Origin of the sequence: Vibrio sp. ECSMB14106 (assembly GCF_000972265.1) — a bacterium.
GTDB classification, from domain to species: Bacteria; Pseudomonadota; Gammaproteobacteria; order Enterobacterales; family Vibrionaceae; genus Vibrio; species Vibrio kanaloae.
In genome coordinates, this window is the sequence record NZ_LAUM01000005.1 from 153,601 (window position 1) to 167,525 (window position 13,925).

The window sequence follows — 13,925 nt, forward strand, 5'->3', positions numbered from 1 at the left end:
GTACCTATCCCGAATCCAACTAGGAATGCTTTCGCCGATATAATCATCCGAATCTGGTTGTTTTGTGTGGTTACACGTTTTAATTGCCAGTTTACAGCAGTAAAAGGGAGGATCCGGTGGTGAATACTTGAACGTTTCAGTCAGGTATTAGATAATCAGCTGAATATAAGAAAATACTCAACAACTATGGTCTCGAATTAGATTTGTATCATGTTGTTTTTGACACAGGTAAGAGAGGTTGTCGTGAGCGAAGTAAATATCCCATTGTCTTTTTCTGATGCAGCAGCTACCCGCGTACAAACGCTAATTGCTGAAGAAGAAAACCCAGAACTAAAACTGCGTGTATATATTACAGGTGGTGGTTGTAGTGGTTTCCAATACGGCTTCACATTTGATGAAAAAGTAAATGATGGTGACACTACCATTGTAAACAGCGGTGTAACGCTGGTTGTTGACCCAATGAGCCTACAGTACTTAATGGGCGGCATGGTTGATTACACAGAAGGCCTAGAAGGCGCACGTTTCTTTGTGAACAACCCGAACGCGACAACAACATGTGGTTGTGGTGCATCATTTAGCGTCTAGCTTTAGTGGAAAGTAGGGCTTGAAAGATTGTAAACGCCGGACTGATGTTCGGCGTTTTTGTTTTAGAGGAACCTTAAAAATACTTACTGCTACTTTAAATTTATTATTTTTCAAAGTATTCCGGCTTTTTGTAAACAGCATATTTTTTAAACTGTCGATCGTGTCCAACTTCATTCTTCGTTGGTCTGTTAAGGTTACTTTTGTACATCAGGAAGTTGTATATAACATGTTAAATTAATTGGCGTAATTAATTATATAGTATAAAAGGATTTGCTATGACCTCTCTCTTTTCTGGCCCATTGCTTTCTCAGAAACTTAAACAGCCATGGTTGGTTTCTTTGATTCTCGTGATGTTGTTGTCTATTTGGCTTGGTTTAGGAGTGGGACAAGCGGAAGAATCGCCAGAGAAAAAAACGGCAGAGGTTCCGCTGGCTAAGGTTTCTTTTCAAACATTCACTTCTTCACCTACCTATAAAAGTATTAATCTCTATGGTAGAACGGCGCCAGATAGACATGCTCGTTTAGGAGCCGAAGTCGCGGGAAAGATTGTTCGATTGAACGTTGTTAAGGGGGATATGGTTAGAGCTGGACAAGCCATTGCTCAGATAGATAAGGGTGATTTAGAAATTCAACTTGAGCGAGCCTCGGCTTTATATCGCTTGAAGCAGAAAGAGTTCAAAGCGGCGCAGTCACTGAAGAAAAGAGGGCTGCAAGGCGAGATAGCCTATACCACCGCAGAGGCTTCACTAACGGAAGCAAAGGCCATGAAGCGCAACGCGGAACTGGCTCTAAAGAATACCGTTATTACTTCGCCTTTTTCGGGCGTGGTTCAAGATTTGATGGTTGAATTAGGGGATTTCGTTGGTGTTGGCGATCCAGTTGCAGGCGTGATTGACCTCGACCCTTTGGTCATCGAAGCCGATGTCAGTGAACGTCATATCCAGCATTTGTTAGTTAATCAGTCTGCCTTGGTTCGCCTGTTGGGAAGAGAAGATGCGGAAGGTCGCTTACGTTATGTTTCTCGAATCTCTTCTGCCTCTACCAATACCTTCCCAATCGAGATAGAAATCGATAACTCTAAAGGTCTATTACCAGCAGGTGTCAGTGCCGAAGTTAAACTCAACCTAGAAACAAGAGATGCAATCAAAATAACACCGGCGATGCTGGCACTGGATGAAGCGGGTAACCTCGGGGTCAAAACTTTGGTCTCTGCTAGTGACTCACCAACGGTGAAGTTTGTGGGCATCCAATTAGTAAAAGCCGAGCAAGATGGCGTGTGGCTCACAGGACTTGGACAACGCGTTGATATCATCACGGTAGGCCAAGGTTTTGTGCGTGATGGCGATTCGGTGATTGCGGTTGCGCAAGGCGCTGAACCCTCAAATGTAACCGCTGAGTAGGAGATTGCCGATGTATTCAATCATTGATGCAGCCTTGTCTCGAGCTCGAACAATGCTCTCCCTTTTGGCGTTAATCCTTGTAGCCGGTGTCGTCACCTATATCACGATCCCCAAAGAGTCGAGCCCAGACATTACTATCCCGATTATCTATGTCTCTGTTGGGCACCAAGGTATTTCGCCAACCGATGCTGAACGCTTATTGGTTAGGCCGATAGAGCAAGAGCTGAGGTCGATTGAAGGCGTAAAAGAGATGACAGCAACTGCAGCAGAAGGCCACGCCTCCGTTGTGTTGGAGTTTAACGTTGGTGTCGATCTTACTAAAGCGATGGCCGATGTTCGTGATGCGGTGGATCTTGCTAAGCCAAAGCTACCAGAAGACAGTGATGAGCCAACTGTGAATGAGGTGACGCTTGCTTCAGAGCAGCCGGTACTTTCGGTTGTGTTATTCGGTACTGTCCCTGAACGAACTATTGTGCAAATAGCCCGCGATCTTGGTGATGAATTAGAAAGCTACCGGCAAATTCTAGAGGTCGATATTGCGGGTGATCGTGATGATATCGTAGAGATTCTCGTTGATCCTTTACTAATGGAAAGTTACAGCCTCGATCAAGCTGATATCTACAATCTGATTGCTTTGAATAACCGAGTCGTGGCGGCGGGTTTCGTTGATACGGGTTATGGGCGTTTCTCTGTCAAAGTTCCTTCGGTTTTTGATTCCTTAAAAGATGTGCTTGAGTTACCTATCAAAGTGGATGGTAAACAGGTGGTGACATTCGCTGATGTGGCTACGGTTCGTCGAGCATTTCGAGATCCAGAGAGCTTTGCTCGTTTAGATGGTAAATCTGCAGTTGTCTTAGATATTAAGAAGCGTGCAGGCGAGAACATCATCGAAACCGTAGAGTTAGTCAAAGCTGTTATGGTCGGAGCTCAACAGCAAGCGGAATGGCCAAATAATTTATTGGTTAAATATACCTGGGATGAATCTAAAGATGTGAAGATCATGCTCAATGATCTTCAAAACAATATCTTATCCGCCATCATTTTAGTGGTGATCGTTATCATCGCAATTCTTGGTGTTCGTACCGCATTACTGGTTGGCATTTCAATCCCCGGGTCATTTCTTACGGGGTTATTGGTTTTGTCTGTATTTGGCTTAACTGTCAATATCGTGGTGCTATTTTCGTTGATTATGGCTGTTGGTATGTTGGTCGATGGCGCGATTGTGGTTACTGAGTTTGCTGATAGGCGGATGCAAGAAGGGGAAGGGCGTAAAGCAGCCTATCGAGATGCGGCTAAGCGTATGGCATGGCCAATCACTGCCTCTACGGCAACAACCTTGGCGGCGTTTGCTCCGTTGTTGTTTTGGCCGGATGTAACGGGCGAGTTCATGAAGTTCTTGCCATTAACACTGATCGCGACCTTAACTGCTTCATTGATCATGGCGTTGTTGTTTGTTCCCGTACTAGGCGGGTTGATTGGTAAACCTCAATACGTATCTCCTCAGAGCCAAGCTCGAATGGTGGCTTTGCATAATGGCGATTTTTCACAAGCAACGGGCTTAACCAAGGCGTACTACCACACATTATCTATTGCGATTAGTCACCCATTTAAAATTCTTTTCGGTGCGATATTACTTGCGGTTGCGGTGGGTTTTACTTACTCCAAGGCCGGGCTTGGTGCTGAGTTCTTCCCTGAAGTCGATCCGCCATTTTTTAACGTCAAAGTTCGTTCACATGGTGATCTTTCAATTCAAGAAAAAGATGAGATTATGCGCGATATCGAACAGATGATGCTGAATCATGATGAGTTCGATACTGTTTACACACGAACGGGTGGCGACGATCAAATTGGTTTGATCTCGATTACACCTGTCGATTGGCAATATCGTCGTAGTGTTAAAGCGATCATTGAAGAGTTGAAGCTACAAACTGAACCTTACCCAGGGGTTGAGATTGAATTCAAGTTTCCCGATGCAGGACCGCCAGTTGAAAATGACTTAGTGATTGAGCTGGCGGCAAAAACACCAGAGCAACTTAATCAGGCGGCTAAAATTGTGAGGCATTGGGCGGACGGCAACCAAGCGCTAACCAATGTTAGTGATACCGCGAGTAAAGACGGTATAGATTGGAAGGTGGATATTCGCCGAGACGATGCTGCCCGTTTTGCTGCGGATGCAACCTTAGTTGGTAATACCGTTCAGTTTGTCACCAATGGATTAAAGATTGGTGATTACCTGCCAGATGACTCATCAGAAGAAGTCGACATCTTAGTGCGTTACCCGAATGATAAGAGAGACATTGGCCGCTTTGACCAGTTAAGAGTCAAAACACCGGCAGGTCTTGTTCCGATTACCAACTTCGCGCAGATTGTTCCTGACCATAAGCAAGACACGATCAAGCGTCTTGATGGTAAGCGAGTAGTGAACATCATGGCGGATATGGAAGAGGGCTATAACCTTGCCCTCGAACTGCCAAAGATCGAACAGTCGCTGAGAGAGTTGGGGCTGCCGAGTAGCGTTGAGTTCCGTATCCGTGGTCAAAATGAAGAACAAGAAAACTCTTCGGCCTTCTTACAAAGTGCATTCATGGTTGCTCTTGCAGTAATGGCGTTGATTCTGATCACTCAGTTCAATAGCTTCTATCAAGCATTCTTGATTCTCAGTGCGGTGTTGTTTTCAACGGTTGGTGTGTTTGTTGGCTTGCTTATCTTCCAGCGTCCGTTTGGCATCGTGATGTCTGGCATTGGGGTTATTGCGCTTGCTGGGATAGTGGTGAACAACAATATCGTGTTGATTGATACCTATAACCAGTTAATTAAAAGAGGCTTAGATAAGCGAGATGCCATTCTAAGAACTGGTGTTCAGCGTTTAAGGCCGGTAATGTTAACGACGATAACCACCATTTTAGGTTTGATGCCAATGGTCTTAGAGATGAACATCGACCTGATAAATCAAAAAATAGAGTTCGGTGCTCCGAGTACGCAGTGGTGGTCTCAATTGGCTACGGCAATTGCAGGAGGATTGGCGTTTGCGACGGTACTGACATTGGTACTGACGCCTTGTTTGTTAATGATAGGGCGAAACAAAAAATCTGAAATAACAGACACTGTGGTTCGACGAAAATAAAAAAGAGCACCTAAATAGGGGCTCTTCTCATATGGTTATTTAACGGTGAAGTTGCTGAAACCTGTAAACGATCTAATTGGTCGCAAGCAACTGACCATATCGCTCAAGGTTTTGTAGTCGGAGCCCTGAATTCGCAATGAAGGTCGTTTTCGTTTTGCCGGTCAACGATTTTGATTGAGGCAGTTTCACCGTCCGTGCATTCTTATGTATGCCGTTGACCAAGAATTCATAGTGTAAGTGTGGGCCAGTCACGCGACCGGTTCCACCAAGAGTACCGATAGTTTGGCCTTGTTTTACGCGCTGACCTGTTTTCACCATACGTCGCTTCATGTGTAGGTACTTGGTGATGTAGGTGTTGCTGTGTCGGATGAACACGTAGTTACCATTGAATTGGTTGTAACCTGACTTTTGAACAATACCGTCACCGGCTGCCCAGATAGGCGTGCCAACAGGAGCTGCGTAGTCAGTACCGCGGTGAGCGCGAACCTTACCGGTTACTGGGTGTCTCCTGGTAGGATTAAAGTTCGATGTTACTCGACGAAAATCAATTGGTGAGCGCAAGAACGCTTTCTTCATTGCTCGACCATTTTCATCGAAGTAGTTGCCGCTCTTATCATCCAATACCGCGGTAAATGAGTCGCCTTGGTTTTTGAATACAGCTGCCATAATTTTACCGCGACCAACCACTTCACCTTCAACCACTTTCTCTTGGTATAAGATTTTGAAGCTGTCGTTCTTGCGAATATCTAACGCAAAGTCGATATCCCAACCGAAGATCCCCGCTAGCTCCATCATTTGATTTGCGGTTAGCCCTGCGCTCACGCCTGCATTCCAGAAATTCGACGTAATATTGGCTTCGGCATAATTGTATTGGTAGGCAATTTCTTTTTTGTCAAAACTCGAGGAAAAGGAATCACCAGACTTGGTGATTTTAAAGTTTTCAAATGCACTAAGCTGTCGTTTTAGCTGAATAAGGTTGTTGTTTTCATCAAAACCAAATTGCAAAACATCGCCGGGTCTTAGGTTAGATAGCTGATTTTTAATATCATTATTGGTATTAAGTAGAGTGATCAGTAAGCGGTATGAGAGGCCGATGCGTTCGAATAAAACAGAGGTGCTTTCGCCAGAGCGAACGGTATATTTTTCCCAATTGAGTACTGATGTTGGTAGTGTGTCACTTGAATTGGTAAGAATAGATGCATTGATAGCTAGTGGGTAATGTTTTCCCACGACTAAAGCGCCAGTGTCGTCACGTAAGCTGTTGACATCAGGGAGTAAGAAAATCGCGACGAAAATTACAGCACTAAAAAATGCGATAAAAGCCCGGTGCAAAATAGGAAGACGTGCAAAAATTGATAACATGTTCCGGTTCGTTTTGTAAATATGATGAAAATCGACGATGGAATAGTGTAACTGGTTTCAAAATACATCGCTATTCAAGTAAGATGTCTAATTATTATATTTTTGCCAAATCTGTGGGAGTGAACAAGAATGGCGAGTATTGAAGCTGCACTAGCCGAGATCAAACGTGGCGTAGAAGAACTAATTCCAGAAGACGAACTGATAGCTAAGTTAAAAGAAGGTCGTCCTTTACGCATTAAGCTGGGTGCCGATCCAACTGCTCCAGATATCCACTTGGGCCATACGGTTATCTTTAACAAGCTTCGTGCTTTCCAAGAGCTTGGTCATGAAGTGACATTCCTTATTGGTGATTTTACTGCAATGGTTGGTGACCCATCAGGTAAGAACTCCACTCGTCCACCACTAAGCCGTGAAGACGTATTGAAGAATGCTGAAACTTACAAAGAGCAAGTATTCAAGATTCTAGATCCTGCGAAAACACAAATTCGTTTCAACTCTGAGTGGTTATCTGAGCTTGGTGCTGAAGGTATGATTCGTCTTGCTTCTAACCAAACCGTTGCTCGTATGCTTGAGCGTGATGACTTTAAAAAACGTTATGCTGGTAGTCAACCGATCGCAATCCACGAATTCATGTACCCACTTCTACAAGGTCACGACTCTGTTGCACTAGAGAGCGATGTTGAACTTGGCGGTACTGACCAAAAGTTTAACCTTCTAATGGGTCGTGAACTGCAAAAAGCGGCAGGTCAAAAACCACAAACAGTATTGATGATGCCACTGTTGGTTGGTCTAGACGGTGTTAAGAAGATGTCTAAGTCTGCGCACAATTACATTGGTATCAGCGAAGCACCAAGCGAGATGTTTGGTAAGATCATGTCGATCTCTGACGATCTAATGTGGAGCTACTACGAGCTACTATCTTTCCGTCCACTTGAAGACGTTGCGGAACTAAAAGCTGGCGTTGATGCAGGTAAAAACCCGCGTGACGTGAAAGTTCTTTTAGCTAAAGAGATCATTGCTCGTTTCCACAGTGAAGCGGACGCAGAAGCGGCTGAACAAGAATTCGTTAATCGTTTTGCGAAGAACCAAGTACCAGATGATATGCCTGAATTCGAATTCGAAGCAGGCCTACCCATTGCTAACGTTCTAAAAGAAGCGGGTCTAGTAAACTCGACTTCTGATGCGATGCGTATGATTAAGCAAGGCGCAGCTAAGCTTGAAGGCGAAAAGATTGAAGACAGCAAATTTGTACCGGAAGCAGGTACCGCCGTTTACCAAGTTGGTAAGCGTAAATTTGCTCGTATTACTATCAAGTAATATTAAGGCTCGATGATTTATCGAAAAGGCATCTATGGATGCCTTTTTTATTCCCCTCAAAATAAGAACTATTGACCGAAATTTGACAAAGTTTTTGAACGTGAGCTGCTACACTGCGCGCGCTGTCAAATTGGCAGTAATTCTGGAGATTTTTATGAACAATACCGACCATCCTCCTAGTTTGAATGGAGAAGAATAACCTGACTCGGTATTGATCTATTGTCCTGCCGTTCCGGTAGGGTATCTTTGTTTTCCCCTCTAATTCTTTTCCACACTCTAGATTCTAACAAATAGACACATCTGTGCGTTAAGCTCTTGGTGCGCCTAGCGGTATGCTTTTTGTGTACTAGTGTAGGCTATTTGTTTTGATGGTCGTTACCTTTGCCAATCGGGAGATTCGTCATGACGGTAATGAACAACACTTTTTTATCTATTGAAGCTCTGTATTCAGAGCAAGACATCCGAGCTGTATCTAATGCATTTCAGCAATACGGACGTGAGCAACAAATTAACCTTTTGAACCGTATGCCACTTGAGGATGCGGTGTTAGTACTTGGACAATGTTCTCTCAGTGCGATTCAGGCCTTACTTAGTGGTTTAGAGGAGCAAGGCTTTGAGAAGCGTTCTCGACATTTAGCTCACCAACTAGGGTTGATCTATTCAGAGGTTGAGCCTCAGCAGGGTTACCTTTCAACGGGGGTTATGAGCCACGTTAGGCAGCGTATCGGTTGGATTATCGCCTTAGCGTTACTTGGTATTGTTTCTGGACTTATCATTGCTCAATATGAAGATATCCTGAGCCAATTGGTACTGCTGGCGATCTATATGCCTGTTATAGCCGCAGCGGGTGGTAACACGGGCACCCAAGCTGCGACTCTGGTGATCAGAGCCTTAGCCACCGGTGAGATGAAGAAGCGCCAATGGGCTCAAGTTTTATGGAAGGAGTTTAGAGTCGCCATTTGCTTAGCTTTTGCTATAGCTGTGGTGATGATCGGTCGTATCTTATTGTTTAGTGATAACCAGTCAATAGGGGAGTACGACATCAATATGATTGCTTTTGCGATTGCGATGGCGCTATTTATTCAGGTGACGATATCAACAGTATTAGGTGCTGGGTTACCGATCGTAGCAAGGTTGTTTAAGCTTGATCCAGCGGTGTTAGTGAGCCCGGTGCTTGCTTCGATAGTTGATATCTCAGGAATGTGGATCTACTTCACTGTCGTGAACTCATTCCTAGGAATCGCTTAGCTCTTATAAAAATAGGCACTTATAAAAATAGTTAAATACATCTGAGAAACAAAAATGGCGCTGAAGATTGAAGGTCTTCAGCGCCATTTTTATTGTTTAAGTAGATGCTTACACAGAACTACGCATTACTTAGATTTGCTTTGTGTTTGACTGAACTCGACCACATCTTTGTAGAAAGCACGTTCAAACTGAGTGATCGGCGCTTCTACTGGTTTGTCTGGATTCTGTTCTTCAGGGAAGTAATCACGGACAAACTGCACAAACAGAGAGTTTGGTTTTCCCGCCTGATCTAATCCGTATCCCGCCATGTTGTAACTGCCGTATAGAGATCCACTCTTGGCAATGATGTTGCCTTGGGTAGGTGCTTTTCTCATGCTTTGACGATATTTGAGCGTTCCATCAGTGCCTGATGTAGGCATAGCCTCAATCAGGTTGAGCTGTTGGTCATTATCCCAGATGTAACGCAGAACCTGAGCCATGGTTTGTGAGGTCATGCGATTATTCCTCGATAACCCTGAACCATCGACCAACTGCGCTTTGCTTAGGTCAATGTTGGCCTTGGTCTGCAATATCTGTTTTATTGCTTCAGTACCATTATTAAAGCTACCGGGCTGGGCATAAAACGTTGCACCAAGCGTTTTGGTTAGGTTGTCTGCGATGAGGTTGTCTGATTTCTTCAGCATGGTATCGAGCAGTTCTGGAAGTTTTTCAGAACGGTGACTCGCGACTAATATGGTTTTGTTTACTTTAGCTTTTTTACCAATAACTACGTCGCCTTTAACTTGGATTTTCAGCTCTTTAAGAAGCGAAGTGACGACTTGATAGGTGTAAAGTTCTGGGTTTTGAATCGCGAACTTGAGTGGTAATGGCTTCTTACGTTCAATCAAGCAACCAGAAAGCTTGTAAGTATTGTTTGGAGTAGTAATGAGCTCTAAGTTGCATTGTGTGGCCTTCTGCCCTGATCGAGTTACGGTGGCTGCGGTGGTTGTCACGTCTATCGGATAATGAGCTGGGATATATACTCGTGTGGTACCGTTATCTTTCGTATAAATAGAGGCTTGTGCGCAGTTGCTGTCTAACGTCATTGCACTAGAAGGCGCGCTGTAACAAACGCCTAGAATGTCCCAAGGCCAACCAACCGCTCGTTGATAGCCCGTAAAAGCCGAGTTATCTAGGTATAAGTTGCCCGTGATGGTTCCGGATTGAGATTTAGCGTATTGAGCTAAAAGGCTTTTTAGATCCTCTCGCTGTAGCGTTGGGTCTCCGCTAAATGAGATCACTGCATCCTTACTAGAACGAGAAATGCTAGTCGTATAGTGAAAGTCATCCCCTAATTCTAATTTAGCCGCCAAAGCCGTGACCAGTTTTAAAGTGCTAGCTGGTGGATAGAAGCCACCACTGTCGATATCCATTTCATTTAAATCGCCACTTAGAGATCCTAAGATTAAACTTGTGCTACTGCCAGCGGGCAGTTTATTTAAAGGAGCGTAAGCGAAAGAGGTAATTGAGTAGCTACCAAGTGATAAGCCACATAGAAGTAGTGTGGGTAGAAGGTGCATAGAAGATTTTCTTGGATGGCTGATATTTTCAGTATACAGATATAAAAAAACGCCCGCTAGATAGCGGGCGTTTTGATTCTCAATTAACTAATCAATTAGATAATCAGAATTAGAAGTCGTAACGTAGACCTAGAGCTATTTCGTCTTCAGCGTCAGCAGAAGTTGCTGAAGAGCTTAGTTGCGCAGTGCTACCGATCTTATCGCCTTCAGAAATTAGGTTGAAGTTGTAAGATACGTAACCACGGAAGTTAGGCTTGAAGTAGTACGTAGCGTCGATTGCGATGTTGTCTGCAGACGTTTCATCGTTAGTTTCAGCGTTGTTGTACGTAGTTGTAAATACAGTTTGGCCAAGAGTGTAAGCTGCTGCTAATTCGTAACCTGTGTAGTCAACAGAATCTTTGAATGCTGCTGCTTTTTCGCCGTCTGTGAATACACCTGCGAAGTACAGGTCAGAGATAGCGTAAGAACCAGAAAGCATGTACTCGTTAGATTGGTCTTGGTCTGCGTAACCAGCACCTAGCTTAACGCCAGTCTCGCCGATCGCGTAGATAGCAGATAGAGAGTAGCCATCTGCGTTGTTATCAACGTATTCACCTGCAGCATTTTCCGAGCGGTCAGCAAAGCGGTAGCTTGCTTTTAGGCCTAGGTCTTGGAATTGACCTTTGTAAGAAAGCATGTTGTCAGAACGGTCAGCTACAGCGATTTTGTCTGCAGCAGAGTTACCGTGGTAAGCCATGATATCGGTGAAGTCTGTGATTACACCTAGAGCACCTTCGTTTTTACCGTAAGTCACTTCACCAAATGTACCGCCTAGACCAGCGTACGTGTAACGGTTAGTAATGTCAGTGCTATCTTCGTTATCTGTAGCGCCACCGTTTTCGTTTGTTGTGAATTCACCTTCGTAGAAACCAACGCCGTATAGGCCGTCTTGGATTTCAACTTTACCTAGGAAGTTAAGACGGATACGTGTTTTGTCTTCAGCTTTGCCATCTTTTAAAGATAGACGAGCTTCAGCACGGCCGCCCATTTCAACAGAGTTACCGTCTTGGTTGTATAGTTCTGCCGCGTTAGCGCCAGTAGCAAGAGCTGCAGCAGATACAGCAAGCGCGATCATAGTCTTGTTCATGTTATTAATTTCCTAATTACTGTCCATAAAGGTATTTATCAAGGATTTGAATCCTTTTTGTGTATTACTCGTATTAATCAAGCTTCATAATCATGCTTAGAGCAAAAGTGCAAAACTTGCTAGAGCAATTCATGGGGTTCTTTTTACCCTTAAAGTTCAATGCTTCGTTAGTAAAATGATATCAATAAAAATACTGAACGCTGTTTTATTGGTTTTTTTGTTATTTAAACTGTTGTTTTAAAATAATTTTAGTTGAAGTGTGATCTATGTTTATTTGGTTTGTTTTTGTTATTTTTAGGTATTTTATCTCCGATTTGTTGGTCGGGAGATTAGTATTGATTTTTGTGATGCCTGTAATTTAGACTTAGATAAAGCTTTTATAATGCAAAGTTGAATAAAGATGATTTAGCTATCAAGTTTGTTTACACTAAGCCATATCGTTTTGTTTCTACCACCCAGTAAATACGTTGGGTGGATTTATGTTGGCCAAAGAAAGCTTTGGCATAGAGGTAAAAAATGGAAAAGGTTCCAATGACAGTACGTGGCGCTCAGCAGCTACGTGACGAATTAGATCGCCTACTTAAGCTACGCCCTGTTATCTCAGCAGCTATTGGTGAAGCACGTGAACTAGGTGACCTAAAAGAGAATGCTGAATATCACGCGGCTCGTGAAGAGCAGGGTATTTGTGAAGCTCAAATCCGTGATATCGAATACAAGCTATCGCTGGCTCAGATCATCGATGTAACGCAAATGGATAATACGGGCAAGATTATCTTTGGTACGACAGTGACGCTTATCGATGTGGATACAGATGATGAGTTCCGCTACCAAATCGTCTCAGAAGACGAAGCAGACATCAAAACGGGTCGCATTTCTGTGAAATCGCCAATTGCTCGTGGCCTTATCGGTAAAATGGAAGGCGACGAAGTAATAATCTCCACCCCTGGAGGTGACAAAGACTTCGAAATCGACAAAGTAGAATATATCTAATTGAATTGTCTTTGTTTTTGATAAGTAAAAAGGTCGCTTAATGCGACCTTTTTCGTTTCTCACGCTACACTAAAAGATAAGAGCAGTAGATCTTTCTTTGTGATGCTAGCTTATTATATCGCTAACTTATTTACGTGGAATCTCGATTTTTCGTGCTTCTGACTGACGGAACAGTACTAGAACCTTACCGATAGTCTGGACTTTCTCAGCTTTAGATTCACGTACAATGGCGTCGATAATCAGTTGCTTAGTCTCACGGTCTTCTGATGCAACTTTAATTTTGATCAGTTCGTGGTGGTCTAGAGCTAATTCGATTTCCGCTAGAACAGCTTCAGTAAGTCCATTTGCGCCCATTAGCACAACAGGTTTTAAACTGTGAGCTAGGCCCTTTAGATGCTGCTTTTGTTTGGTACTTAGGTTCATTACGCGGCCAATTTTCTTTACTATTAGGGTTGAAAAAACCTATTTTAACGCCATCTAAAGCTTAAGACTATAATTTATTCAGTAATTAGTACTTTCCTCTAATTTAGGTATCCAATGAGTAAACAGAAACATTCGGCTAGTTCAGGCCGTTGGTTGAAGGAGCACTTCGACGACAAGTACGCAAACGAAGCAAGAAAAAAAGGTTATCGCTCGCGTGCTTATTTCAAAATGGAAGAGATTCAGACGAAAGATAAATTGATGTCTCCAGGGATGACTATTGTGGATTTGGGGGCCGCACCTGGCGGTTGGTCTCAATATGCTGCTAAGATTGCGGGAGACAGCGGACAAATCATTGCGTGTGACTTATTGCCAATGGACCCTATTGCTGGGGTTAGTTTCTTACAAGGCGATTTCCGCGAAGATGTTGTGCTAGAAGCTCTACTGGAACGTATACAGCCAAACATGGTCGACGTAGTGATGTCAGATATGGCGCCTAATATAGCAGGTAATAATTCTGTGGATCAGCCACGAGCTATGTATTTAGTTGAATTAGCTTTGGATATGTGTCGACAAGTTCTAGCTACCAATGGTAGTTTTGTTGTAAAAGTATTCCAAGGCGAAGGGTTTGATCAATATGTTAAGGACGTCCGTGAGATGTTTAAAACAGTCAAAGTTAGAAAACCCGACTCTTCTCGAGCTCGCTCTCGTGAAGTGTTTATCGTAGCCACTGGTTACAAAGGTTAACGATTCTCTTCTAAGAGTTAGAGTTAACAATATGGCTACAGGTTATA

At 43.5% G+C, this 13,925-nt stretch carries 11 protein-coding genes; 7 read left to right on the forward strand and 4 right to left on the reverse strand.

Features of this window, described 5'->3' with window-relative positions; genetic code table 11:
* Positions 1–243: 243 nt before the first annotated feature.
* From erpA to WR49_RS05485, 3 genes are all read left to right on the forward strand, one after another.
* Complete coding sequence (gene erpA, locus WR49_RS05475) at positions 244–585, forward strand: iron-sulfur cluster insertion protein ErpA (protein ID WP_004734539.1); 342 nt, start codon at positions 244–246, stop codon at positions 583–585.
* A 275-nt stretch (positions 586–860) separates the two neighbouring features.
* Complete coding sequence (locus tag WR49_RS05480; protein WP_046223341.1) at positions 861–1,985, forward strand: efflux RND transporter periplasmic adaptor subunit; 1,125 nt, start codon at positions 861–863, stop codon at positions 1,983–1,985.
* 10 nt (positions 1,986–1,995) lie between these two features.
* Positions 1,996–5,109, forward strand: coding sequence for an efflux RND transporter permease subunit (locus tag WR49_RS05485; RefSeq protein ID WP_046223342.1), 3,114 nt, complete (start codon positions 1,996–1,998; stop codon positions 5,107–5,109).
* Between the two features lie 72 nt (positions 5,110–5,181).
* Here the strand turns inward: WR49_RS05485 and WR49_RS05490 are convergent, their stop codons facing one another.
* Positions 5,182–6,471, reverse strand: a complete 1,290-nt coding sequence (locus WR49_RS05490; protein ID WP_046223343.1) for a peptidoglycan DD-metalloendopeptidase family protein — start codon at positions 6,469–6,471, stop codon at positions 5,182–5,184.
* Positions 6,472–6,600: 129 nt separating this feature from the next.
* Here WR49_RS05490 and tyrS point away from each other — a divergent pair, with 129 nt between their 5' ends.
* Positions 6,601–7,788: a tyrosine--tRNA ligase gene (tyrS, locus tag WR49_RS05495; protein ID WP_046223344.1), complete on the forward strand. Its 1,188-nt coding sequence runs from the start codon at positions 6,601–6,603 to the stop codon at positions 7,786–7,788.
* A gap of 402 nt (positions 7,789–8,190) precedes the next feature.
* Positions 8,191–9,036, forward strand: coding sequence for a magnesium transporter (locus WR49_RS05500; RefSeq protein WP_046223345.1), 846 nt, complete (start codon positions 8,191–8,193; stop codon positions 9,034–9,036).
* Positions 9,037–9,161: 125 nt separating this feature from the next.
* On the opposite strand, the gene dacB is transcribed toward WR49_RS05500, so the two are convergent.
* Positions 9,162–10,595, reverse strand: a complete 1,434-nt coding sequence (gene dacB, locus WR49_RS05505) for a serine-type D-Ala-D-Ala carboxypeptidase (protein ID WP_046223346.1) — start codon at positions 10,593–10,595, stop codon at positions 9,162–9,164.
* A gap of 109 nt (positions 10,596–10,704) precedes the next feature.
* Positions 10,705–11,721 (reverse strand): porin, encoded by a 1,017-nt coding sequence (locus WR49_RS05510; protein WP_046223347.1) that lies wholly within the window; start codon positions 11,719–11,721, stop codon positions 10,705–10,707.
* A gap of 516 nt (positions 11,722–12,237) precedes the next feature.
* Between WR49_RS05510 and greA the strand changes: the two genes are divergently transcribed.
* Positions 12,238–12,711, forward strand: coding sequence for a transcription elongation factor GreA (gene greA / locus WR49_RS05515; RefSeq protein ID WP_017056663.1), 474 nt, complete (start codon positions 12,238–12,240; stop codon positions 12,709–12,711).
* A 126-nt stretch (positions 12,712–12,837) separates the two neighbouring features.
* Here the strand turns inward: greA and yhbY are convergent, their stop codons facing one another.
* Complete coding sequence (gene yhbY / locus WR49_RS05520; protein WP_004734509.1) at positions 12,838–13,134, reverse strand: ribosome assembly RNA-binding protein YhbY; 297 nt, start codon at positions 13,132–13,134, stop codon at positions 12,838–12,840.
* 114 nt (positions 13,135–13,248) lie between these two features.
* On the opposite strand from yhbY, the gene rlmE reads away from it, so the two are divergent.
* Entirely contained in the window at positions 13,249–13,878 is a 630-nt protein-coding gene (gene rlmE / locus WR49_RS05525) for a 23S rRNA (uridine(2552)-2'-O)-methyltransferase RlmE (RefSeq protein ID WP_017056664.1), read from the forward strand.
* The last annotated feature ends 47 nt before the right edge of the window (positions 13,879–13,925 follow it).

Coding starts and splice junctions, on each gene's coding strand:
- greA (WP_017056663.1), top strand. CDS start 12,238: ATGGAAAAGGTTCCAATGACAGTACGTGGCGCTCAGCAGCTACGTGAC.
- yhbY (WP_004734509.1), bottom strand. CDS start 13,134: ATGAACCTAAGTACCAAACAAAAGCAGCATCTAAAGGGCCTAGCTCAC.
- WR49_RS05500 (WP_046223345.1), top strand. CDS start 8,191: ATGACGGTAATGAACAACACTTTTTTATCTATTGAAGCTCTGTATTCA.
- WR49_RS05490 (WP_046223343.1), bottom strand. CDS start 6,471: ATGTTATCAATTTTTGCACGTCTTCCTATTTTGCACCGGGCTTTTATC.
- WR49_RS05510 (WP_046223347.1), bottom strand. CDS start 11,721: ATGAACAAGACTATGATCGCGCTTGCTGTATCTGCTGCAGCTCTTGCT.
- rlmE (WP_017056664.1), top strand. CDS start 13,249: ATGAGTAAACAGAAACATTCGGCTAGTTCAGGCCGTTGGTTGAAGGAG.
- dacB (WP_046223346.1), bottom strand. CDS start 10,595: ATGCACCTTCTACCCACACTACTTCTATGTGGCTTATCACTTGGTAGC.
- WR49_RS05480 (WP_046223341.1), top strand. CDS start 861: ATGACCTCTCTCTTTTCTGGCCCATTGCTTTCTCAGAAACTTAAACAG.
- WR49_RS05485 (WP_046223342.1), top strand. CDS start 1,996: ATGTATTCAATCATTGATGCAGCCTTGTCTCGAGCTCGAACAATGCTC.
- tyrS (WP_046223344.1), top strand. CDS start 6,601: ATGGCGAGTATTGAAGCTGCACTAGCCGAGATCAAACGTGGCGTAGAA.